This window comes from Burkholderia sp. AW49-1 (genome assembly GCF_053427845.1).
This window is the reverse complement of record NZ_JBSAXF010000018.1, coordinates 35,947-59,054: the sequence shown is the minus strand read 5'-3', so window position 1 is coordinate 59,054 and position 23,108 is coordinate 35,947. Positions and strand designations below refer to the sequence as shown.

General features: G+C 66.5%; 23 protein-coding genes. 9 read left to right on the top strand and 14 right to left on the bottom strand.

The window, feature by feature from the left end; all coding sequences use genetic code 11:
• Positions 1-62: 62 nt before the first annotated feature.
• Positions 63-794 carry an alanyl-tRNA editing protein gene (locus ACV22W_RS23835; RefSeq protein ID WP_448022153.1) on the top strand — a complete coding sequence of 244 codons (732 nt, stop codon included), beginning with the start codon at positions 63-65 and terminating at the stop codon, positions 792-794.
• Positions 791-1,408 (top strand): DUF924 family protein, encoded by a 618-nt coding sequence (locus tag ACV22W_RS23830; protein WP_448022151.1) that lies wholly within the window; start codon positions 791-793, stop codon positions 1,406-1,408. Before ACV22W_RS23835 ends, ACV22W_RS23830 begins: the two co-directional genes overlap by 4 nt.
• A gap of 100 nt (positions 1,409-1,508) precedes the next feature.
• Here the strand turns inward: ACV22W_RS23830 and ACV22W_RS23825 are convergent, their stop codons facing one another.
• The 11 genes from ACV22W_RS23825 to ACV22W_RS23775 all read right to left on the bottom strand — a co-directional run bounded on the left by ACV22W_RS23825 (position 1,509) and on the right by ACV22W_RS23775 (position 11,044).
• A complete protein-coding gene (locus ACV22W_RS23825) occupies positions 1,509-3,404 on the bottom strand; it encodes an ArnT family glycosyltransferase (RefSeq protein WP_448022149.1) in 1,896 nt (631 codons plus the stop codon).
• Positions 3,405-3,633: 229 nt separating this feature from the next.
• Positions 3,634-4,398 (bottom strand): SDR family oxidoreductase, encoded by a 765-nt coding sequence (locus tag ACV22W_RS23820; protein ID WP_322041177.1) that lies wholly within the window; start codon positions 4,396-4,398, stop codon positions 3,634-3,636.
• A 22-nt stretch (positions 4,399-4,420) separates the two neighbouring features.
• On the bottom strand, positions 4,421-5,002 hold the full coding sequence (locus tag ACV22W_RS23815; RefSeq protein ID WP_448022146.1) for an LOG family protein: 582 nt from the start codon (positions 5,000-5,002) through the stop codon (positions 4,421-4,423).
• A complete protein-coding gene (locus tag ACV22W_RS23810) occupies positions 4,999-5,754 on the bottom strand; it encodes a TetR/AcrR family transcriptional regulator (RefSeq protein WP_059600412.1) in 756 nt (251 codons plus the stop codon). Before ACV22W_RS23810 ends, ACV22W_RS23815 begins: the two co-directional genes overlap by 4 nt.
• A 192-nt stretch (positions 5,755-5,946) precedes the next feature.
• Positions 5,947-6,483: a diacylglycerol kinase gene (locus ACV22W_RS23805; RefSeq protein WP_448022144.1), complete on the bottom strand. Its 537-nt coding sequence runs from the start codon at positions 6,481-6,483 to the stop codon at positions 5,947-5,949.
• The gene (locus ACV22W_RS23800) at positions 6,480-7,514 is read right to left on the bottom strand and encodes a glycosyltransferase family 4 protein (RefSeq protein WP_059533238.1); all 1,035 of its coding nucleotides are present in this window, start codon (positions 7,512-7,514) and stop codon (positions 6,480-6,482) included. The genes ACV22W_RS23805 and ACV22W_RS23800 overlap by 4 nt, the downstream gene beginning before the upstream one ends.
• 30 nt (positions 7,515-7,544) lie before the next feature.
• Complete coding sequence (locus ACV22W_RS23795; RefSeq protein ID WP_448022142.1) at positions 7,545-8,483, bottom strand: UDP-2,3-diacylglucosamine diphosphatase; 939 nt, start codon at positions 8,481-8,483, stop codon at positions 7,545-7,547.
• Between the two features lie 272 nt (positions 8,484-8,755).
• A complete protein-coding gene (locus ACV22W_RS23790; RefSeq protein WP_448022141.1) occupies positions 8,756-9,268 on the bottom strand; it encodes an RDD family protein in 513 nt (170 codons plus the stop codon).
• A gap of 5 nt (positions 9,269-9,273) precedes the next feature.
• Positions 9,274-10,035 carry a DUF3106 domain-containing protein gene (locus ACV22W_RS23785; protein ID WP_448022139.1) on the bottom strand — a complete coding sequence of 254 codons (762 nt, stop codon included), beginning with the start codon at positions 10,033-10,035 and terminating at the stop codon, positions 9,274-9,276.
• A 26-nt stretch (positions 10,036-10,061) separates the two neighbouring features.
• Complete coding sequence (locus ACV22W_RS23780) at positions 10,062-10,484, bottom strand: DUF3619 family protein (RefSeq protein WP_448022137.1); 423 nt, start codon at positions 10,482-10,484, stop codon at positions 10,062-10,064.
• The gene (locus ACV22W_RS23775; protein WP_059468121.1) at positions 10,481-11,044 is read right to left on the bottom strand and encodes an RNA polymerase sigma factor; all 564 of its coding nucleotides are present in this window, start codon (positions 11,042-11,044) and stop codon (positions 10,481-10,483) included. Before ACV22W_RS23775 ends, ACV22W_RS23780 begins: the two co-directional genes overlap by 4 nt.
• Positions 11,045-11,396: 352 nt before the next feature.
• Here ACV22W_RS23775 and ACV22W_RS23770 point away from each other — a divergent pair, with 352 nt between their 5' ends.
• The 6 genes from ACV22W_RS23770 to ACV22W_RS23745 all read left to right on the top strand — a co-directional run bounded on the left by ACV22W_RS23770 (position 11,397) and on the right by ACV22W_RS23745 (position 18,404).
• A complete protein-coding gene (locus ACV22W_RS23770; protein WP_059689386.1) occupies positions 11,397-13,160 on the top strand; it encodes an acetolactate synthase 3 catalytic subunit in 1,764 nt (587 codons plus the stop codon).
• A 111-nt stretch (positions 13,161-13,271) separates the two neighbouring features.
• On the top strand, positions 13,272-13,763 hold the full coding sequence (ilvN, locus tag ACV22W_RS23765) for an acetolactate synthase small subunit (RefSeq protein WP_034207977.1): 492 nt from the start codon (positions 13,272-13,274) through the stop codon (positions 13,761-13,763).
• 95 nt (positions 13,764-13,858) lie between these two features.
• On the top strand, positions 13,859-14,875 hold the full coding sequence (gene ilvC / locus ACV22W_RS23760) for a ketol-acid reductoisomerase (RefSeq protein WP_059533228.1): 1,017 nt from the start codon (positions 13,859-13,861) through the stop codon (positions 14,873-14,875).
• Positions 14,876-15,002: 127 nt separating this feature from the next.
• Complete coding sequence (locus ACV22W_RS23755; protein ID WP_059468119.1) at positions 15,003-15,647, top strand: phosphatidylserine decarboxylase; 645 nt, start codon at positions 15,003-15,005, stop codon at positions 15,645-15,647.
• Positions 15,648-15,662: 15 nt separating this feature from the next.
• Positions 15,663-16,535, top strand: a complete 873-nt coding sequence (pssA, locus tag ACV22W_RS23750; protein WP_059533226.1) for a CDP-diacylglycerol--serine O-phosphatidyltransferase — start codon at positions 15,663-15,665, stop codon at positions 16,533-16,535.
• A 324-nt stretch (positions 16,536-16,859) separates the two neighbouring features.
• Positions 16,860-18,404, top strand: a complete 1,545-nt coding sequence (locus ACV22W_RS23745; protein ID WP_059533224.1) for a 2-isopropylmalate synthase — start codon at positions 16,860-16,862, stop codon at positions 18,402-18,404.
• A gap of 80 nt (positions 18,405-18,484) precedes the next feature.
• Here the strand turns inward: ACV22W_RS23745 and ACV22W_RS23740 are convergent, their stop codons facing one another.
• From ACV22W_RS23740 to ACV22W_RS23730, 3 genes are all read right to left on the bottom strand, one after another.
• Positions 18,485-20,035, bottom strand: a complete 1,551-nt coding sequence (locus ACV22W_RS23740) for a SulP family inorganic anion transporter (protein ID WP_059533222.1) — start codon at positions 20,033-20,035, stop codon at positions 18,485-18,487.
• Between the two features lie 36 nt (positions 20,036-20,071).
• On the bottom strand, positions 20,072-20,713 hold the full coding sequence (locus ACV22W_RS23735; protein ID WP_448022134.1) for a carbonic anhydrase: 642 nt from the start codon (positions 20,711-20,713) through the stop codon (positions 20,072-20,074).
• 385 nt (positions 20,714-21,098) lie between these two features.
• Positions 21,099-21,611 (bottom strand): hypothetical protein, encoded by a 513-nt coding sequence (locus ACV22W_RS23730; protein ID WP_448022132.1) that lies wholly within the window; start codon positions 21,609-21,611, stop codon positions 21,099-21,101.
• Positions 21,612-21,801: 190 nt separating this feature from the next.
• On the opposite strand from ACV22W_RS23730, the gene ACV22W_RS23725 reads away from it, so the two are divergent.
• A complete protein-coding gene (locus tag ACV22W_RS23725; RefSeq protein WP_448022130.1) occupies positions 21,802-23,061 on the top strand; it encodes a branched-chain amino acid ABC transporter substrate-binding protein in 1,260 nt (419 codons plus the stop codon).
• Positions 23,062-23,108 lie beyond the last annotated feature (47 nt).

Sequence of the window (23,108 nt, the reverse complement as noted above, 5' to 3'; positions counted from 1 at the left end):
CTGGGCGCCTGGCCGGCGCGGCGCGACACTGTCCGCTTCCCCAACGATACGAGGCTCGCCCGATGACGACCCACGCACTGTTTCGCGAAGATGCCTATCTGACGCAATGCGATGCCGTCGTCGCGGCCATTGGCGATGACGGCATCCGGCTCGACCGCACCGTGTTCTATCCGCTTGGCGGCGGGCAGGCCGGCGACAGCGGCACGCTGACGCTGCCTGACGGCAGCGCGATCACGATCGCCGACACGCGCAAGGCGAAGTTCGACGGCGCAACGCCCGACGACGCCGTGCACGTGCCCGCGACGGGCCAGGAAGCGCGCGTCGCGGCGCTCGCACCCGGAGCGCGCGTGATCGCGGACATCGACTGGCCGCGCCGCTACCGGCACATGCGGCTGCATACGGCCGCGCACCTGATGTGCGCGGTGCTGCCGTATCCGGTCGACGGCTGCAGCGTGACAGCCGACTACGTACGGCTCGATTTCGCGACGTCGGACGCGATCGATCGCGTCGACGTCGAGCGCCGTCTCGCGGCGCTGATCCACGGCGCGCATGCGGTCACGACCGAATGGATCACCGACGCCGAGATGGCCGAGCGGCCCGACCTCGTGCGCACGATGAGCGTGAAGCCGCCAATGGGGCTGGGCCGCGTGCGGCTGCTGCGCATCGAAGGCGTCGATCTGCAGCCGTGCGGCGGCACGCATGTGCGCAATACGTCGGAAATCGGCGACCTGCGGGTCGCCAAACTTGAAAAGAAGAGCGCGCGGACACGGCGCCTCGTACTGGAGTTTGCATGACGGTCGACAACCTGACGGACAGTGCCGCGGCGCTCGATCCGCAAGCGCGCGAGATTCTCGATTTCTGGTTCGGCGAGCCGGGTTCGGTCGAGTTCGGCCACGCGCGCAAGGTGTGGTTCAACGGCGGTGCGGCGTTCGACGACGTGCTGCGGACGCGCTACGGCGCGTTGCTCGACGCCGCGTGCGACGGCGCCCACGATCGCTGGGCCGACACGCCGCTCGGCGCGCTCGCGCTGATCGTGGTGCTCGACCAGTTCTCGCGCAACATTCATCGCGGCACGCCGCGTGCGTTCGCCGCCGATCCGAAGGCGCTGGCGCTCGCGCGGCGCGTCGTCGCGGCCGGATGGGACGCGCAATTGCCGAGCGGCCATCACCGCGCGTTTGCGTACCTGCCGTTCGAGCATGACGAGTCGGACGAGAGCCAGCGCGAGGCCGTGCGCCTGTGCGCGGGCATTCGCGGCGAGGCCGGGTGCGAGAGCTATCACGACTTCGCGTTGCGTCATGCGGCCGTGGTCGAGCGCTTCGGCCGTTTTCCGCACCGGAACGCGATTCTCGGCCGTACGTCGACCGATGCGGAGACGGCATTCCTGCGCGAGCCGGGCTCATCGTTCTGACGTGCGGGGCGGTGGGGCCGCGCGCGTGAAGGCGCGCTCGAGCGCCGCTTGCCTGGCCTTCCGGAAATGACGACGGCGCCGTTTCGCGGCGCGCCTTGCATCAGTGCGTTTCGTGTTCTTCGGGGGTGCGCACGTAGACGCGCAGCAGTTCCACGTCGTCGCCCGGGCGAGCGCCGGTCCAGAACAGTTTCCATTCGCTGCCGGGCGCCGGATCGACCGCCCGCACGCCCTGGACGATCATCCACGTGCAGCGTGTCGTCTTCGCGTCGTCGATCGGCGTGTGCTGGATACCGGAGAAGTAGTACAGCATCGGCGCTTCCGATTCACCGAGCCCGTGCAGGCTCGCCATGCAGTCGCCGTCGCTCCATTCGAGCGCGAGATGCGCATTCAGGTCGTCGAACACCGACCGGTAACTCTTCGCGACGTCGAGCCACGGCAGCAACAGCGTATACACGAGCCCCCACGCGACCAGCGCGCCCGCGCCCCACGACAGCGCGCCGCGCCACAGGCCGGTCGTGCGCAGCTTCGGCAGCAGCCACAGCCAGCCGACCGTCAGCACGAGCGCGCCGATCACGAGCCCGGGCACGATCGGCATCGTCCAGTCGAGCGGCAGCCATCGGCCGAGCGGCGCGAGGTGGGCACGCGATGCGCCTGGATCGGCCATCACCGCCCAGATCCCCCACGCGAGCGCGACGACGGTGCCGAACAGCAGGCGGCTCAGGTAATCCCATGCGAGATGCAGCCCGCGCGGCAGGCGCTCGATCGCCTGCGCGGCAACCAGCGCGAGCGGCGCGAAGAACGGCAGGATGTAGAGCTGGCGCGAGGTCGCGGACACTTGCAGCACCGCGAGGCCAACCCCGGCGAACAGGACGGGCAGCGCGATGCGCGGCGTGCGCCAGTCGCGCCATGCGCCGCGTGCCAGCGCGGCGATCGCGAGCGGCGCGACCGGGAAGCCGAGCAGCACGAACGCACGCAGGATGAAGAACGGCTTGTCGTTTTCCGCGCCGAGTTCCGGCACCGAGAAACCGAAGAAGCGGCCGACGTTGTTGTCCCAGAACCAGGTCATGAACAGCGTTTCGGAACGCAGGAACAGCGCGGTCGGCCAGATGAGCGCGAACGGTGCGAACACGAGCGCGGCGACGCCGAGCGAGCGCGCGAACGCACGCGTACGGCAGGCGGGGTAGAGCAGGAGCGCGCCCGTGAGCGTGGCCGCGAACACGAGCGGCACGAACAGCCCCTTTGCCATCAGCGCGACGCCGACACCCGCGCCGAAGAGCGGTGCGGCCCAGCGGCCGGACGGCTGCACCGGCAGCCCGTGCCGCATCTGCCGCGCCTGCGCGACGTGCCGCATCACGAGCTCGAGCAGGCCGCAGAAGCCCATTGCGGTGCCCGCGAACAGCGCGACGTCCGTCATCATGTCGTGCACGTGCTTGACGACGACGAGCGTGCTCGCGCTCAGCACGACGGGGCCGATCACGCGCAGGTCGAGCCAGCTGTCGGCCCGGCTGGCACTGCGTGCCGCGCGTGCGATGAAGCCGAACGCGAACGCCGCGAACAGCGCGCTCGCGAGCCGTGCCGCGTCGTGCAGCGGCATCACCCGCTGCAGCACCCACGCGAGGCTCGTCGCGACCCACGCGTAGAGCGGCGGCTTTTCCATGAACGGCTGGCCGGCGTTGGTCGGCACGACGAAGTCCCCCGTCTCGAGCATGTGCTGGATGATGCCGAACGTGTAGGTTTCGTCCTGCTTCCACGGATCGTGGCCGAGCACGCCCGGCAGCGTGTACGCGCAGACCAGCGCCGCAACCAGCAGCCAGACACGCCAGCCGAGCCGGACGATGCGATCGGGGGGGGCGTCAGTCGCGGCGGTGCCCGCCGCGGCTGGCGTGCCGGCGGCATGAAGTGTCGCGTTGAGGTCGGGATCGGCGGCTGAGCGGGCGTGCGTGGCCGAAGCGGGCACGGACGTGCGTCGCCGGCCGGGCGCTGCGGTTCCTGGCATGGAAAAGATCTCGGTCGGGTCAAGCCGGTCCGGCGACATGGGCCGGACCCAGTAAGGGTCGCATCAGAGCGAGATACAGCCGGATGACAGGCTGTTTTTGACTTGGCGCTAGTAAAGCACGGAACTGTTACGGATGTTTACTGAAAATGGTCACGATATTGTGGAGATTTGTGGTGTCGTGACCACGGGCCGCTTCAGCTGGCCCGTTTTGCCGCCTTTCGGGGCGCGATTACCGGCCGCCGCCGACGTCGAGCAGGGCGCCCGTCGTGTATGACGCCGTATCGCCGAGCAGCCAGACGATCGCTTCCGCGATCTCCTGCGCCTCGCCCGCGCGGCCGAGCGGGGTCTGCGCGCCGAGGCGTGCCGCGCGGCCCGGCTGGCCGCCGCTCGCATGGATTTCGGTCTCGATCAGGCCGGGACGCACTGCATTGACGCGCACGCCGTGCGGGCCGAGTTCCTTCGCGAGGCCGATCGTCAGCGAATCGACCGCGCCCTTCGAGCCTGCGTAGTCGACGTACTCGTTTGGTGAACCGAGCCGCGATGCGATCGACGACACGTTGACGATCGCGCCGCCGCGCCCGCCCCGATCGGTGGACAGCCGGCGCGCGGCTTCGCGCGCGCAGAGGTAGGCGCCGAGCACATTGGTATCGAACATTCGCCGCAGCCGGTCGACCGGCATGTCGGCGAGCGGCATCGACGGCGCGACGATCCCTGCATTGTTGACGAGCGCGTCGAGGCGACCGAACGCCGCCGCGACGGTGTCGAACATCGCGATGACGTCCGCCTCGTTCGCGACGTCGCCGGCGACGACACACGCACGTGCGCCGGCGTCGCGAACGGCTTGCGCGGTCAGTTCGGCTGCCGCCGCGTCGCGTGCGTAGTTGATGCCGACGTCCCAGCCGTGCTCGGCCGCGAGCACGGCGGTCGCGCGGCCGATGCCGCGGCTCGCGCCGGTGATGAGGACGGCCTTGCGCTCGGACGACGGTGCGGGCATCGCGTGCGGCTCCCGATAAACGTTACTTGGCCGCGTCCGGCGCCCACTTGTCGCGGACGGGCGGCTGGTAGCGTCGCAGCTGTTCGATCAGCGCGACCGGTTCGGCGTCGATGCACAGCGCGTCGAAGTAGGTCGGGCGCATGAAGCCCTCGTCGACCGTATGGCGCAGGAGCGCGATCAGCGGATCGTAGAACGAATCGATGTTGTAGAGCGCGACGGGCTTGCGGTGATAGCCGAGCTGCGCCCACGTATAGACCTCGAAGAATTCCTCGAGCGTGCCGGCGCCGCCGGGCATTGCGACGAACCCATCCGCGAGGTCGGCCATCATTTTCTTGCGGTGGTGCATGTCGGGCACGACGTGCAGCTCGGACAGCCCGGTATGGCCGACTTCCTTGTCGACCAGCAACTCGGGGATCACGCCGACCGCATGGCCGCCGGCCGCCATCACTTCATCGGCGATCACGCCCATCAGGCCGACGCGGCCGCCGCCGTAGACGAGCGTGAGGCCCGCATCGACGAGCGCGCGGCCGAACGCGCGCGCGGCGTCCGCATAGACGGGCCGCACGCCGGACGACGAGCCGCAGTAAACACAGACTGCCTTCATTGTTTCGTATCCTTCGCGGCGGGCTTGGCGGCGACCGGGCTGCCCGCAGGGCGCGGCGAACCGTCGCGCGGCGGCAGGTAGTCGGTGAACTGGCGCTTGGGCAGCTTGCCGGAGACGAGATCGTCGAACAGCTGGCGCGAACGGCCGCGCAGGTACGGAGCCATGACCGAGATCACGTGCATGCTCACCTGGTGCAGCTCTTCGCGGATCGCGTCCTGATCGTTGTATTTGCGCGGGTGCATCACGTACTGATACGACAGCCAGTACGTCGAGATCACCGCCATGTTGGTGGCGATGACTTCGATCTCGGCGGGCGTCGCGACCATTTCGGCGTCGGACACGAGCAGTTCGCACATGTCGTGCGCGAAGCGCACCTTGTGGCTGATGATCTGCTTGAAGTGCGTCTCGAGCGTGCGGTTGCGCGCGAGGAGGTCGTTGAGGTCGCGATACAGGAACCGGTAGGTCCACATGAAGTCGGCCATGTACTGTAGGTACGACCAGGTTTCGTCGATCGTTGGACGGTGATCTTCGGGAAAGCGCAGCCGCCGTTCGATCTGCTGCTCGAACTGCGCGAAGATGCTGTTGATGATGTCGTCCTTGTTGCGGAAATGGTAGTACAGGTTGCCTGGACTGATTTCCATTTCCTCGGCGATCGTCGTGGTCGTGACGTTCGGCTCGCCGATCTCGTTGAAGAGTTTCAACGACAACTCGAGAATCCGTTCGCGGGTGCGGCGGGGAGGTTTCGCTTCCATGTCGTCCGGCCCTGTGTGTGCCGGACTGGCGGGCGCTGCAATCGATGCTGCGAGATTCGTCCGGCGCGGGTTGCTGTTCTAAGTCTGGCGGACGATTATAAACCGCGGTTTCCTTACAACGGGCGCATTTCGTGATCGCGATGCGTTCGGCGCATGGTGCAGCGCCGCACGCAGGCGGTGCCGCGGGCGCTGCTAGAAGCCGAGCCAGCGTGCGACGACCGGGCCGAGCACGAAGCCCCACGTCGTCACGCACGCGAACAGCGCGACCGTGACCGCCGCGCTGCCGAGATCCTTCGCGCGCTTCGACAATTCGTGCCGCTCGAGCGAGATGCGATCGATTGCGGCCTCGACGCTCGAGTTCAGCAGCTCGACGATCAGCACGAGCAGCACCGACGCGATCAGCAGCGCGCGCGACGCGGCGGGGACTGGCGAGAACGCACCGATCGGCAGCATCAGCGCGGCGAGCGTGAGCTCCTGGCGAAACGCGCTCTCCTCGCGGATCGCGACGCGAAACCCGTTCAGCGAATGCTTGAGCGCGTACCACGCACGCGTGATGCCGCCGTGGCGCTTGTACGGGTTCGGCGGCAGCGGCGCGAGCCGATCGTCGGGGCCGAGCGGTTCGTGCGTGTGCACGTCCGCGTCGGCGTGCGGCTCTTCTTCGTCGAACGGACGATGCGGTTGCGCCGTCGCGGCAGGGGGTGGGGTCTTGTCGTTCAGGTCTCGTTTCAAACGGCGGCACCTTCGGCGGGCGAGTACGCAGTCTTCGGCAGCGGTTTCAGATGCGACGCGAACTGCTCGGACGCCGCGCGCCACGAGAAGCGCTCGGCCCACGCGCGGGCAGTCTCGCGTTCGATCTTGAGCGCCTCGAGGCAGGCTTCCTGCAGGTCTTCGTGCATCGCGCCGGCATCGCCCCCGCCGAGCACGTCGATCGGGCCCGTGACCGGGTACGCGGCGACCGGCGTGCCACACGCGAGGGCCTCCAGCAGCACGAGGCCGAACGTGTCGGTGCGACTCGGGAACACGAACACGTCGGCCGCAGCATACACCTTGGCGAGCTCGGCTTGCGACAGGACGCCGAGATAGTTCGCTTCCGGATAGCGCGATTTCAGTTCGGCGAGCGCCGGACCTTCGCCCGCGACCCACTTCGAGCCGGGCAGGTCGAGGCGCAGGAACGCCTCGACGTTCTTCTCGATCGCGACGCGGCCGACGTACAGGAAGATCGGCCGCGCGGTATTGAGCACCTTCGACTCCATCGGCCGGAAGATGTCGAGGTCGACGCCGCGCGTCCACAGCACCACGTTCGTGAAGCCGAACTTCTCGAGATCCTGCTTCACGACCGGGGTCGGCGCCATCACCGCGAGCGACGGCCCGTGGAACCAGTGCAGGAACTTGTAGGTCGCCGACAGCGGAATGCCGAAGCGCGCCTGCACGTATTCCGGGAAGCGCGTGTGATACGCCGTCGTGTACGGCAGCTTGCGTGCGCGCGCATAGCGTCGCGCGGCGAGGCCGAGCGGGCCTTCGGTCGCGATGTGCAGCGCGTCGGGTGCGAACGCATCGATCCGGGCGCGCAGCTTGCGGTACGGCAGGATCGACAGGCGGATCTCCGGGTAGGTCGGGCAGGGCACCGTGCGGAATTCCAGCGGCGTCAGCATTTCGACCCGGTGGCCGAGCGCGGTGAGTTCGCGGGACGTGCTCTTCAGCGTGCGCACGACGCCGTTGACCTGCGGTTCCCACGCGTCGGTGACGATCATGATCTTCATCGCGGCATGTGTCCTGTAAGTGGAGTTGTGTCAGGCGGTGGCCTTGGCCTTGCGCGACGGGGCTGCGGACGGCGCGGCGCGCATCGCCGTCCAGTAGACGATCTTCAACTCGCCTTCCATCGTTTCGACGAGTGCGGACAGGCTCTCGACCCAGTCGCCGTCGTTGCAGTACAGCACGCCGTCGATGTCGCGGATCTCCGCCTTGTGGATGTGCCCGCACACGACGCCGTCGCAGCCGCGGCGGCGCGCTTCGTCGGTCATCACGGTCTCGAACTGCGAGATGAAGTTCACCGCGTTCTTCACCTGATGCTTCAGGTACTGCGACAGCGACCAATACTGGAAGCCCAGCCGGCTGCGGATCCGGTTGAACCAGCGGTTCAGCACGAGGATCAGCGTGTAGAGCGTGTCGCCGAGATACGCGAGCCACTTCGCGTGCTGGATCACGCCGTCGAACAGGTCGCCGTGGACGATCCACAGGCGCTTGCCCGCAAGCGTCGTGTGAAATGCCTCGCCGCGCACCTGGATGTCGCCGAACGCGAGGTCGCAGAACTGCCGCGCGCCTTCGTCGTGGTTGCCCGGGATGTAGACCACCTGCGTGCCCTTGCGCGCCTTGCGCAGGACCTTCTGCACGACGTCGTTGTGCGCCTGCGGCCAGTACCAGCCCTTCTTCAATTGCCAGCCGTCGATGATGTCGCCGACGAGGTACAGGTATTCCGAATCGTTGTGGCGCAGGAAATCGAGCAGGTACGGCGCCTGGCAGCCGCTCGAGCCGAGATGGATGTCGGACAGCCAGATCGTGCGGTAGCGATGGGTGGACGGCTCGGGGTCGTCGTGCTGCCTGGCGTGCGCGGCCGTCGGCTCATGCGACGCAAGGGCATCGGTTGCGGCCGAGCCGGACAGGAAGGCGGTGACGGCGCGGGCGCCGAGCGGTTGACGGAACAGGGAGGTCGCGGACGTTTTCTGGCCCATGCATGACTCGCGCCGGTTGACATTACCGGCATTGCGCCATGCGGGCGTGACCATGCCGTGACAGTCACGAGACGTTCTTATTACTGTCGTTCCGGCGTGTTTAGCAGTGAATGCGGCTGCGTTGCGTAATCTGCCGAACCGACCGCCCTGCGGCGATCGGGCAAGCCGTGAGCGGTGGCTGGTGACGGCGCCTTCGAGGGGTTTAGTCCGACGGATGCGCCGACGCGCGGAAACCGGTCCAGTTCGCGCGGACCGCGCGGCGCATCAGCGCATCAGCGCGGAATCGCGACGACGCGCGTGCGGGCGATGCGGTCGTGCGGGAACTGGCGATCGGCGTGCAGGCGGGCGGCGCCGGCCCATGCGACGATCCACGCGGCGGCCAGCGCGAGCGTGACGGGCACCGACAGGCCGAGGAGCGGATGCAACGCGAGCGGCGGCAGGAACCACAGCCACCCGAGCGCGTAGCGAACGAGCGCGTGGCCGGCGCTCAACGGACGGCCGCTCGACGATTCGAGCCGCAGCCGCCAGGTCTTCATCGGCAGCGTCTGGCCGCCGTGGGTCCAGAACCAGACGAAGTATGCGCCGACGACGAGCGCGATCCATGCGGCGAGGAGGTTGTGATGGACGAGGCCGTTGCGCTGCTGCATCGCGAGACTGAATGCCAGGCCGGCGAAGAACACGATGCCGAACAACAGCACGGCTTCGTACAGCATCGCGGCGAGGCGCCGGCGCACGGACGGCGCGGCGGCGACGGCCGGGGCCTGGGGTGCGGGGGCGCTCGCCACGCGGGTCAGGAACCCTTGAACATCGACGGCGCGTCGGCCGGCGAGACGGGCGTGACCGTCGCAGGCGCGGGTGCGGTACCCGACGTGGACGACGCCGCCACGGCGGGCGTGCCGGCGCCGGCCGTAGCTGGCGCGGATGTCGGCGCGGCATTGCTCGCCGGATGCTCGTGCGAATTGACGAGGCGGCGCACATCGCGGTCGGCGGCCGTCGGCGGCGCGCTGACGACGCTCGGCCGGCGACGGCGCTCGGTCGCGGCGAGGCGCTGCTTCTGTTCTTCGGGAAGTTGCTGGTAGGCCCTCCACGCACGCTCGCGCGCCTGCGCGGACAGCTCCTTCGCGCTCTGGTAATTCTCGCGCGCAACCCGGCGTTGCTCGGGCGTCATCCGCGCCCACTCGGACATTCTGTCCTGCAGGTGCTTTTGCTCATCGGGCGTCAATTTCGCGAAACGCGATGCGATCTTCAGCCATTTTCGCTTGCGTGCATCGCTGAAGCCGTCCCACTGGTCGGCGAACGGCGCGAGTGCCGCGCGTTGCGCAGGCGTCAGGCGTGCCCACGACAGCGGGCCGTTGGCGGCCGGCAGCGGCAGGGGCAGCGGGGCGAGATCGGTGGTCAGCCCGGCGGCGGCCGAAGTCGGCGCGGGCGCATTGCTGGCCGCCGTGGAGACCGTCGCGGCGGGCGGGTTGAATCGGGAATAGGTGGCGACGTACGAAACGGCGATCGCGATCACGCATCCGAAAAATACGGCCAGGCCGCGTTTCTGACTCACCCGAGCGATCCCCTCGTTATTCTCTGTTAGCGTGCGTGCGAAAGATACGCGTTGAACCCGTGATCGAGATACGCGTTGAGCGGCAGGTCGTCGCTGAGCATCGCCGCGTCGATGTCGGCGAGTTCGGCGGTGCGCTGCATGTCTTCCCAGTAAGCGATGCCGACGAGCCCCGCGAGCAGCAGCGCGAGCGGCCACGCGCGCAGCAGGCGGCGCGCGAACGACGTCTGCGGGCGATTCGCGGGTGGCGTACCGTATGCGGCGGCGCCGGCGAAGGCGGGCACGAACACCGGCGCGGTCGCGGCTTCCGGCTTCTTGCGCGCGAGCGCGGCCCGGCGCGCGACGGCCAGACGATCGGCGGTCGCGGCAGGCAGCGCCGCGGCACGTTCGTCCAGCGCGCGGCGAACCTTCAGCGCGAATTCGTGTTCTCGATTTACGGGAGCGGAGCTCATAGCGTGATTCCTTTGGCCTTGAGCGCTTGCGCCAGGGTGTGGGTGGCTCGCGAGCAGTGCGTCTTGACGCTGCCTTCGGAGCACCCCATTGCGGCGGCAGTCTCGGCGACATCCATATCTTCCCAATAACGCATCAGGAACGCTTCCCGTTGACGCGTCGGAAGTTTCTGGATTTCTTCGTCGATCAGGGCCAGAACCTGCTCCCGCTCGAGGCGGTGCTCGGTGCTCTCGACGCCCGCATTGTCGTCCGCGGACTCGAGCGTTTCCAGCGGATCGAAATCCTCGTCGTCCGTGTTGTTGAGCGACGAGAAGAGCGTCACCCAGGTATTGCGGACCTTCTGCCGGCGGAACCAGTCGTGGATCGCGTTCTGCAGGATCCGCTGGAACAGCAGCGGCAGCTCGGCCGCCGGCCGGTCGCCGTACTTCTCCGCCAGCTTGATCATCGCGTCCTGCACGATGTCGAGCGACGCATCGTCGTCGCGCACGGCGTACGCAGCCTGCTTGAACGCGCGCCTTTCGACGCCCGCCAGAAAGTCGGCGAGTTCCTTGTCTGATGCCATTCCGTAAAGGTATGCGCTGCGGACTGCGGCGTGTGAAAGGTCGAAAAATTTCGTAAAACCCGCGGATGCTAACAAATTTTCGCGTGACTTGGCACCGTCGACGACTCGGTACGTTGCGCGCGAGCAGCGTCCGCGGGCCGCCGGGCGGGGCGCATGATGCGCTGCGGGATATTTTGCTTGACGACCCAATCATGACCCGCTATCGTCAGCGATTCGCAACATGAAGTGATGGTCTCATTTGAGGCTGGCCCAAGAAGCCCGCCCTTCAAACTGGACGCGCCGCTTGAACCCGAGCCACAAGCCCGGCAGAGAGCACCCGATCAATTTTTTGCCGAAAATTCGAAAGGTCAAAATGAACATGCCCAGCGCGGAATTCTCCACGTCGGAACCCCTTTCCCCTCCCGATAGCGACTCCATCGGCGCCACCGTGCTCATGAAGGCACTGGCCGACGAGAACGTCGAATTCATCTGGGGCTATCCCGGCGGCTCGGTACTCTACATCTACGACGAGCTTTACAAGCAGGACAAGATTCAGCACGTGCTGGTGCGCCACGAACAGGCGGCCGTGCACGCAGCCGATGCGTATGCGCGTTCCACCGGCAACGTCGGCGTCTGTCTCGTGACGTCCGGCCCCGGTGTCACCAATGCGGTGACCGGCATTGCAACGGCCTACATGGATTCGATCCCGATGGTCGTGATCAGCGGCCAGGTGCCGACTGCCGCGATCGGCCAGGACGCGTTCCAGGAATGCGATACGGTCGGCATCACGCGTCCGTGCGTGAAGCACAACTTCCTCGTGAAGGACGTGCGCGACCTCGCGGAAACCGTCAAGAAGGCGTTCTACATCGCCCGCACCGGCCGTCCGGGCCCGGTGCTGATCGACATCCCGAAGGACATCTCGAAGACGCCGTGCCAGTACGAGCCGGTCAAGAGCGTGTCGCTGCGCTCGTACAACCCCGTCACGAAGGGCCATTCGGGCCAGATCCGCAAGGCCGTGTCGCTGCTGCTGTCGGCGAAGCGTCCCTATATCTATACGGGTGGCGGCATCATCCTCGCCGACGCGGCGCGCGAGCTGAACCAGTTCGCCGACCTGCTCGGTTACCCGGTCACGAACACGCTGATGGGCCTCGGCGGCTATCGCGCGTCGGACAAGAAATTCCTCGGCATGCTCGGCATGCACGGCACGTACGAAGCGAACATGGCGATGCAGCACTGCGACGTGCTGATCGCGATCGGTGCCCGCTTCGACGACCGCGTGATCGGCGACCCGGCGCACTTCGCGTCGCGTCCGCGCAAGATCATCCACATCGACATCGACCCGTCGTCGATCTCGAAGCGCGTGAAGGTCGACATCCCGATCGTCGGCGACGTGAAGGAAGTGCTGAAGGAGCTGATCGAGCAACTGCAGACGGCCGAGCACGGCCCCGACACCGAGGCGCTGGCGCAATGGTGGAAGGACATCGAGGGCTGGCGTTCGAAGGACTGCCTGAAGTTCGACCGCGACAGCGAGATCATCAAGCCGCAGTACGTGGTCGAGAAGGCATGGGAGCTGACGGACGGCAACGCGTTCGTGTGCTCGGACGTCGGCCAGCACCAGATGTGGGCCGCGCAGTTCTACCGTTTCAACAAGCCGCGTCGCTGGATCAACTCCGGCGGCCTCGGCACGATGGGCTTCGGCCTGCCGGCAGCGATGGGCGTCAAGATGGCGCACCCGGACGACGACGTGTTGTGCATCACGGGCGAAGGCTCGATCCAGATGTGCATCCAGGAGCTGTCGACCTGCCTGCAGTACGACACGCCCGTGAAGATCATTTCGCTGAACAACCGCTATCTCGGCATGGTCCGCCAGTGGCAGCAGATCGAATACAGCAAGCGCTATTCGCATTCGTACATGGATGCGCTGCCTGATTTCGTGAAGCTCGCCGAAGCGTACGGCCATGTCGGCATGCGGATCGAAAAGACCTCGGATGTGGAGCCGGCGCTGAAGGAAGCGCTGCGCCTGAAGGACCGCACCGTGTTTCTCGATTTCCAGACCGATCCGACCGAAAACGTCTGGCCGATGGTACAGGCCGGCAAGGGCATCACCGAGATGCTGCTCGGATCGGAAGATCTGTAACGGCGCGACGCGCGCCGGGGCCGAGGCGGCCGCCTTCACGAAGGGCGGTGCGGCACCGGGCGGCGCGCGGCGCGAGTGAATCGACACGGACACATTCTGGAAGAAGCGAACATGAGACACATCATTTCCGTCCTGCTGGAAAACGAACCGGGCGCGCTGTCGCGCGTGGTCGGTCTGTTTTCCGCACGCGGCTACAACATCGAAACCTTGACGGTGGCGCCGACCGAAGACCAATCGCTGTCGCGGCTGACCATCGTTTCCATTGGCTCGGACGACGTGATCGAACAGATCACGAAGCATCTGAACCGCCTGATCGAGGTGGTGAAAGTGGTGGACCTGACCGACGGTGCACACATCGAACGCGAGCTGATGCTGATCAAGGTACGTGCAGTGGGCAAGGAGCGCGAAGAAATGAAGCGGATGTCGGATATTTTCCGCGGCCGCATCATCGACGTGACCGAAAAGACCTACACGATCGAATTGACGGGCGCGAGCGACAAGCTCGACGCATTCATCCAGGGGCTGGACGCGACCGCGATCCTAGAGACCGTGCGTACCGGCAGCTCCGGCATCGGACGCGGCGAGCGCATCCTGAAGGTGTGATGCCGGACAGGCACGCCGGGTGCGCCGTCATGTCCCGGCCCGCAGTACTCCATCTGAACGAATTGTTGAATTTTTGAATTGGCGAAGGAACCATCATGAACGTTTTCTACGATAAAGACGCTGACCTCTCCCTCATCAAGGGCAAGCAAGTCACGATCATCGGCTACGGCTCGCAAGGCCATGCACACGCACTGAACCTGAAGGACAGCGGCGTGAACGTGACGGTCGGCCTTCGCAAGGGCGGCGCGTCGTGGAGCAAGGCCGAAAACGCAGGCCTGTCGGTCAAGGAAGTCGCGGAAGCGGTGAAGGGCGCGGACGTCGTCATGATGCTGCTGCCGGACGAGCAGATCGCCGACGTGTACGCGAAGGAAGTGCACGCGAACATCAAGCAGGGCGCCGCACTGGCATTCGCACACGGCTTCAACGTCCACTACGGCCAGGTGATCCCGCGCGCCGACCTCGACGTGATCATGATCGCGCCGAAGGCTCCGGGCCACACCGTGCGCGGCACGTACTCGCAAGGTGGCGGCGTGCCGCACCTGATCGCGGTTGCGCAGAACAAGTCGGGCGCGGCACGCGACATCGCGCTGTCGTACGCGGCAGCGAACGGCGGCGGCCGTGCCGGCATCATCGAGACGAACTTCCGTGAAGAAACCGAAACCGACCTGTTCGGCGAGCAGGCCGTGCTGTGCGGCGGTACCGTCGAGCTGATCAAGGCAGGTTTCGAGACGCTGGTCGAAGCCGGCTACGCGCCGGAAATGGCGTACTTCGAGTGCCTGCACGAGCTGAAGCTGATCGTCGACCTGATCTACGAAGGCGGCATCGCGAACATGAACTACTCGATCTCGAACAACGCCGAATACGGCGAGTACGTGACCGGCCCGCGCGTCGTCACGGAAGAGACGAAGAAGGCGATGAAGCAGTGCCTGACCGACATCCAGACGGGCGAATACGCGAAGAGCTTCATTCTCGAGAACAAGGCAGGTGCGCCGACGCTGCAGTCGCGCCGCCGCCTGACGGCCGAGCACCAGATCGAGCAGGTTGGCTCGAAGCTGCGCGCGATGATGCCGTGGATCGCGAAGAACAAGCTCGTCGACCAGACGAAGAACTAACCACCGCGTGCTGTTCCGGCCCTTCGAGTGGAGGGTCGGTATCAAAAAGCCGTCCGAAGGCAGCAGTGCCCCGGGCGGCTTTTGCTATCCTACGGGCTTTGCAATTCACCGAACACCGAACGAACCCATGAACTATCCTCATCCGATCATCGCGCGCGAAGGCTGGCCGTTCATCGCGATTGCAGCCGTCATCGCGTTGTTGATCCACGCCGTCGGGGGCTTCGGCTTCGCGTGGCCGTTCTGGCTGCTGCTCGTCTTCGTCGTCCAGTTCTTCCGCGACCCGCAGCGCCCGATCCCGGCGCAGCCGAACGCGGTGCTGTGCCCGGCGGACGGCCGTATCGTCGCGGTCGAGACCACCCAGGATCCGTACGCGAATCGCGAAGCGCTGAAGATCAGCGTGTTCATGAATGTCTTCAACGTCCATTCGCAGCGTTCGCCGGTCGACGGCGCCGTCACCAAGGTCGAATACTTCCCGGGCGCGTTCCTGAACGCGGCGATCGACAAGGCGTCGACCGAGAACGAGCGCAATGCGGTCGTGATCCAGACGGCGAGCGGCAAGACCGTTACCGCCGTGCAGATCGCCGGCCTCGTCGCCCGCCGGATCCTCTGCTACGTGCGTGCCGGCGAGCCGCTGTCGCGCGGTCAGCGCTACGGTTTCATCCGCTTCGGTTCGCGCGTCGACGTGTACCTGCCGCTCGGCAGCCGCGCGAAGGTGTCGATCGGCGAGAAGGTCTACGCGTCGTCGACGATCCTCGCCGAGCTCGAACAGTAAGCGGCGGGACGCACGATGGCCGCATTCAAACCGCGTCGTCCGCGCAACGGCTCCGGCCAGGCGCCACGCCCGTTCCGCCGCAACAAGGTGATGGCGCAGGATCCGGCGCCCATCGAGAGCCGCCGCGCCGCGCGCCAGCGGTTCCTGAAGACGCGCGGCATCTACCTGCTGCCGAACGCGTTCACGACCGCCGCGCTGTTCTGCGGCTTCTTCGCGGTCGTGCAGGCGATGAACGTGCGCTTCGAGATCGCCGCGATCGCGATCTTCGTCGCGATGGTGCTCGACGGGATGGACGGGCGCGTCGCGCGGATGACGCATACGCAAAGCGCGTTCGGCGAACAGTTCGACAGCCTGTCGGATATGGTGTCGTTCGGCGTCGCGCCGGCGCTCGTGATGTACGAGTGGGTGCTGAAGGATCTTGGCCGCTGGGGCTGGCTCGCCGCGTTCGTCTACTGTTCGGGCGCCGCGCTGCGTCTCGCGCGCTTCAACACGAACATCGGCGTCGTCGACAAGCGCTTCTTCCAGGGGCTGCCGAGCCCGGCCGCGGCCGCGCTGATCGCCGGGTTCGTCTGGCTCGCGACCGACAACCGCGTGCCGATGAAGCTCGGCTGGCTGCCGTGGGTCGCGTTCGCACTGACGATCTATGCAGGCGTGACGATGGTGTCGAACGCGCCGTTCTACAGCGGCAAGGCGCTGGACGTGCGGCACCGCGTGCCGTTCGCGGCGATCCTGCTGGTCGTCGTCGCGTTCGTGCTCGTGTCGTCCGATCCGCCGTTGATGCTGTTCTGCCTGTTCGTGCTGTACGGGCTGTCCGGCTACGTGTTTTGGGCCTACATGGCCGTGCGCGGACGGGCGAACCCCGCGCGCTCGTCGCAGCGCGATCACTGACGCGCAACCTGCCCGGCAACGGCGGCCTCGGATGTGATTCCGGGTCGCCGTTTTCATTTGCCCCTTTTTCGCGCGGCGCGGTCTGTCATCCCGGGTGCCGTCCGATTGCGCGCCCAGCGGAATGTCGCTATAGTCTTCGGCATGACCGCATTTTCCCGCCTCTCCCTCCTTCTAGCCGGTGCGCCGCTACGCGCGCTAGCTTTGGCGCGCCTGCCGCGCTGACCGTTCTCGCCCTCCGTCAAGCCTCGTCTGTTGTTGAGCGTCGCCAGCGGTGGCGCGATCTCATTACGTTTGATTCCCGTATAAAGAGCCCTGGAGCCCCCCATGACAGACAAGCTGATCATTTTTGATACGACGTTGCGTGACGGCGAACAATCGCCCGGCGCGTCGATGACGAAGGAAGAGAAAGTCCGCATCGCGAAGCATCTCGAGCGGATGAAGGTCGACGTGATCGAGGCCGGCTTCGCGGCCAGCTCGAACGGCGACTTCGACGCGATCCACACGATCGCTGGCCTGGTGAAGGACAGCACGATCTGCTCGCTGGCGCGCGCCAACGACAAGGACATCCAGCGTGCGGCCGACGCACTGAAGCCGGCCAACAGCTCGCGGATCCACACGTTCATCGCGACGTCCCCGCTGCATATGGAGAAGAAGCTGCGGATGACGCCGGACCAGGTGTTCGAGCAGGCGCGCCTCGCGGTGCGCTTCGCGCGCAAGTTCACCGACAACGTCGAATTCTCGCCGGAAGACGGCAGCCGTTCGGATCTCGACTTCCTGTGCCGCGTGCTGGAGGCCGTGATCGCCGAAGGGGCGACGACGATCAACATCGCCGACACGGTCGGCTACGGCGTGCCGGAGCTCTACGGCAACCTCGTGAAGACGCTGCGCGAACGCATTCCGAACTCGGACAAGGCGATCTTCTCCGTGCACTGCCACAACGACCTCGGGATGGCGGTGGCGAACTCGCTCGCCGGCGTGAAGATCGGCGGTGCGCGGCAGGTCGAGTGCACGATCAACGGTCTCGGCGAGCGCGCGGGCAACACGTCGCTCGAGGAAATCGTGATGGCCGTGAAGACCCGCAAGGACTACTTCGGCCTCGACGTCGGCATCGACACGACGCAGATCGTGCCGACGTCGAAGCTCGTGTCGCAGATCACCGGTTTCGTCGTGCAGCCGAACAAGGCCGTCGTCGGCGCGAACGCATTCGCGCACGCATCGGGCATCCACCAGGACGGCGTGCTGAAGGCGCGCGACACCTACGAGATCATGCGCGCGGAAGACGTGGGCTGGACCGCGAACAAGATCGTGCTCGGCAAGCTGTCGGGCCGCAACGCGTTCAAGCAGCGCCTGCAGGAACTCGGCGTGTCGCTCGACAGCGAAGCCGAACTGAACGCCGCGTTCATGCGCTTCAAGGACCTCGCCGATCGCAAGGCCGAGATCTTCGACGAAGACATCATCGCGATCGTCTCCGAAGAATCGGCGCTCGCGCAGGAGCAGGAGCACTTCAAGTTCGTGTCGTTGTCGCAGCGTTCGGAGACGGGCGAGCAGCCGCAGGCGAAGATCGTGTTCGCGGTCGAAGGCAAGGAAGTGACCGGCGAGGCGCGCGGCAACGGGCCGGTCGATGCGACGTTCAACGCGATCGAGGGCGAAGTCGGCAGCGGGTCCGAACTGCTGCTGTATTCGGTGAACGCGATCACGACCGGCACCCAGGCGCAGGGCGAAGTGACCGTCCGGCTGTCGAAGAGCGGGCGGATCGTCAACGGCGTCGGCACCGATCCGGACATCGTCGCGGCGTCCGCGAAGGCGTACATTTCGGCGCTGAACAAGCTGCATTCGAAGGACGACAAGGTCAACCCGCAGCGCTCGTAAGCGCTGCGCGTCGAGCGCCCGACGCATACGAAACGCCCCGTGCGGCCTTGCGCCGCCCGGGGCGTTTTTTCATGCGCCGCTCATTCGGCCGCAGGCGCGCGGAACAGCCAGCGGCGCGCGGCCGCGCGAGGTGCCGGGCTGCGGCGGCGGAATTCGACCGCGATCCCGCGCCGCGGCGCATCGGCGACGAACGCGTCGAGCAGTTCGAGCACGTCGTGATCGATGTAGTCGGCACGCGTCGCGTCGATGATCACGGCCGCGCGGTCGGGAATGTGCCGCAGGTGATGCTTGACCTGCACCTTGCCGAGGAACGACACGTCCTTGCGGAACGACAGCAGGAAGTGGTCGTCGTGCTGCGCGAGCGTGACGGGGCTTTTCAGGTTCGCGACCGCGACCGCCAGCACGCTGCACGCGAGGCCGACGGCGATGCCGAACAGCAGGTCGACCGCCAGCACGCCCGCGATCGTCGCGGCGAACGGCACGAACGCGGCCGGGCCCTGCTTCAGCACCGAGCGGAACAGCGCCGGTTTCGCGAGCTTGAAGCCGGTGTGGATCAGGATCGCCGCGAGGCTCGCGAGCGGGATCAGGTTGATCAGCCCGGTGAGCGCGAACACGCTGGCAAGCAGCAGGATTCCGTGCACGATCGCAGACATCCGGCTTTGCGCACCCGCGTTCACGTTCACCGAACTGCGCACGATCACCGACGTGATCGGCAGCCCGCCGAACGCACCCGCGACGAGATTGCCGACGCCCTGGGCCTTCAGCTCGCGGTCCGGCTGCGTCGGGCGACGCTTCGGGTCGATCTGTTCGACCGCCTCGAGGCTCAGCAGCGTCTCGAGGCTCGCGACGACCGCGAGCGTGATCGCGACGCGCCACACGTCCGGATTGACGAGCTGCGCGAAGTTCGGGCCGAGCTCGGCGTGCTTCAGCGATGCCGCGAGCGCCGCGAACGATTCGAGCTCCGGCAGCGTGACGCGATGCGCGGCGCCCGGCGCGACCGACGGCGCAACGACGCCGAGCACCAGCGTCGCGCCGATGCCGAACACGACGACCGCGAGCGGCGCGGGCACCGAGCGCACCCTGCCGAAGCGCTTGAACGCCGGTGTGTCCCAGGCGATCAGCAGCGCGAGCGAGACAAGTGCGATGGCCGTCGCGGCCCAGGCGGTCGGCAGGCTCGTCCAGGACGCAAACGATTGCGCGGCCGGTCCGCCGATGCCGAATGCGAACGGAATCTGCTTCACGATCAGCAGCAGGCCGATCGCCGCGAGCATGCCCTTGATGACGGGCGACGGCACGTACGCGGCGAAGCGGCCGGCGCGGAGCATGCCGAAGCCGAACTGCAGCACGCCGGACAACAGCACCGCGAGCAGGAACGCGGAAAAGCTGCCGAGTTGCGCGATCCCTTCGACGACGATCACGACGAGGCCGGCGGCCGGTCCGCTGACCGACAGCGACGAGCCGCTCAACAGCGCGACGATGATGCCGCCGACGATGCCGGACACGAGCCCGGCGAACGGCTCGACGCCGGACGCATTGGCGATGCCGAGACACAACGGCAGCGCGACGAGGAAAACGACGATGCCGGCGACGATGTCGCGCGGCAGGGTGGACAGGCGCTCGTTCAGTTTCATGGTTGGGGTGATTTCATTGGCGTAGGGGGAGGCGGATCAGCCGAGCGCGGCGGCCATGGCGGCATGCTCTGGCTCGGCTTCGGCCGGTGGTGCCGTGTAGCCGGAGTCGAGTTCCTTCAGGCGGCCGTCCGCGAGTGAAAAGATCCAGCCGTGAACGAGGGGCGGCCGCTGCTGGCCATGCACGATCGGCGACGCGCGCAGCAGCCGCACTTGCTCGAGCACGTTGAGCTCGGCCAGGCGGTCGGCGGCCTCCGTGTCGTCGAGTCCGTCAAGCGTGTCGCGATGGCGCCGAGCAAGCGCGCACAGCGGCGCGATGCGGCGCGCGACGTGCGGCAGGTCGGTGGGTGGCGGCAGCAGCGACGCGCGAACGCCGCCACATCCGTAGTGGCCGCACACGATCACGTGGTCGACTTCGAGCACACGCACGGCGTACTCGAGCACGCTCGCCGAATTGTCGTCGTCGGGATGGAACAGGTTCGCGATGTTGCGATGGACGAACAGCTCGCCGGGCACGCAGTGCGTGATGGTTTCGGCGGGAACCCGGCTGTCGGCGCAGCCGATCCACAGCACCCGAGGGTTCTGGCCGCGCGCGAGCGCATCGAAGAAGCCGGGCGTGTGTTCGTGCGTCTCGCGGGCCCAGGCGATGTTGGCAACCAGCATGCTCTTGGGGCGATTCATAAGGACTCCTTTCTGATAAGGACAAGCAGATACGGACGAAGTGGAGCAATATGATGCTTTCTAAATTGAAAGGTTCAATTTCGTCCGATATTAGGGGTATGCCCTAACGTCTGGTGCCAATGATACAAATTGTTTCAACTGGATCTGGAGAGGTGCATCGAATGCACCAATCCAACGTATGACATGTATCGTGCCTGCCTGTTTCCTGCTGGCGCCCCATGGCACGGGGCTTCGTATAATGCGGCCAGCACAGCTTCGATCGGAAAGGATTGCCGCGTCGAATCGGAAATTAATCGAATATGACGGAAAAAATGAAATGGCCACTCACGCAATAATTCGTGAATGGCCATTGTGAAAATTGCGCGTAAATGCGCAATCGATCCGATCAGAACAGGTTGCGACGGTCGGGGTCGTGCAGCGGGTCCGGCGTTTTTTGCGTGGTGCGCAGAATGCCTTGCGGGTCGAAGTAGAAGCTGTACATCATGTACCAGACATTGTCTTCAAGATAGCGGTAGGTCCACACCTCGCGCTTCATCAGCGGGAAGTAGGACGTCTCGACCGGGCGGCCGAAATTGACGAGCACGTCAGTCTTGGTCCACTTGCCGATTTCCGCGCGATAGAACTCGCTCGGCTGCAGCACCTGGCGGACGTTGACGATCCGGTGGGCCGCGTCGACGTCGGCCGCGATGGTGATTTCGCCCATCGGCTGGGTCGGCCACATCAGACGCTTGCCGCCGCCGGGCAGGTCGTAGATCTCGCGCGGCGGGCCCATGCGCGCGACGATCGCCGACTCGTCCTGGCCGGCCTGGTATTGCTGCCACGGCTGTGCACAACCGGCAAGCAGCGCCGCCGCGCAGGCGACCAGCGCCGGCAGGTGCACGGGAAGGCGAATGGGCATGGGATTCTCCAGGGCTTTCTAACTGTTCAGTTGTATCACGGACGGCGCGCGCCGGCGCATCATGCCGAAAAAATCGGTGCGGATCGCGGGAAGTGCGTCGTCGGGGCGTCGCTTCGCGCCGCGCTTGCGGCCGGCAGTGCCTGCGGCCTATGATCCGCGCTTCTCGGACAGATCGAAGGGCAGGGAGCCGATGCAGCTGTGGAAACGATGCGCGCTCGCATTGAGCGCTGGGTGGACGCTGGCGTCGTGCGCGTTCGCGGCAGGCGAGCCGGTGCGGATCGCGCTGATAGAAGGGATGTCGGGCCCGTTCGCGAACGCGGGCGCGGCGGTCGAGCGCAATCTCCGCTTCGGCGTCGAACAGGTCAATGCGGCGGGAGGTGTGAAACTGCGCGATGGCGCGCACCCGCTCGAACTCGTCGTGCTCGACAGCAAGGGCAGCCCGGAGGAGGCGCTCGTGCAGTTGCGCGCGGCGGCGGACCGGCATATCGGCTTCGTCGCGCAGGGCAACAGCTCGGCAGTCGCGGCCGCGCTCGTCGCGGCGCTCGACAAGATGAACACGCGCAATCCGGGCAGCCGGATGCTGTTCCTCAACTATTCGGCCGACGATCCGGCGCTGACCGGTGCGCGCTGCAGCTTCTGGCATTTCCGCTTCGACGCGCACGCGGGGATGCGGATGGCCGCGCTGGCCGACGTGATGGCGCGCGACCGCGCGCTGCGCAAGGTCTACCTGCTGAACCAGGACTACAGCTTCGGTCACGACGTCAGCGGTCTGGCGCGGCAGGCGCTGGCCGAGCGGCGTCCCGACGTGACGATTGCCGGCGACGAATTTCATCCGATCGGCCGCATCAAGGATTTCTCCCCTTATATCGCGAAGATCCGCGCGAGCGGTGCGGACGCCGTCGTGACCGGCAACTGGGGCAACGACCTCACGCTGCTCGTGAAGGCGGCACGCGAGCAGGGGCTGAACGCGAAGTTCTATACGTTCTACGGCAACAGCCTCGGCGCGCCTGCCGCGCTGGGCGATGCGGGCGTCGGGCGGGTGGTGGCCGTTGCGGACTGGCATCCGAACGCAGGCGGCGCGAAGTCGGATGCGTTTTACCGCGCGTTCCGGACCCGTTTCCCCGCCGCTCAGGACGACTACCCGGTGCGACGCATGAGCCTGATGATCGAGATGCTCGCGGCGGCGATGACTCGGGCCGGCTCGACCGACCCGGTGGCGGTGGCACGCGCGCTGGAGGGGCTGTCGTTCGACGACGGCTTCCACGCGTCGACGATGCGCGCGCAGGATCATCAGTTGATCCAGCCCCTTTACGTGATGGAAATGGACAAGGCCGGTGCGCCCGGCGTGCGCTTCGACAACGAGGGCTCGGGATATGGCTTCCGGACGATCCTCGCGGTGCCTGCGCAGCGCACCCAGACGGCGTCGACCTGCTCGATGACGCGTCCGTGACAGGGGGCGGTAGGAACGGCGCGCAGTTGTGCTACAATGCCCGCCGG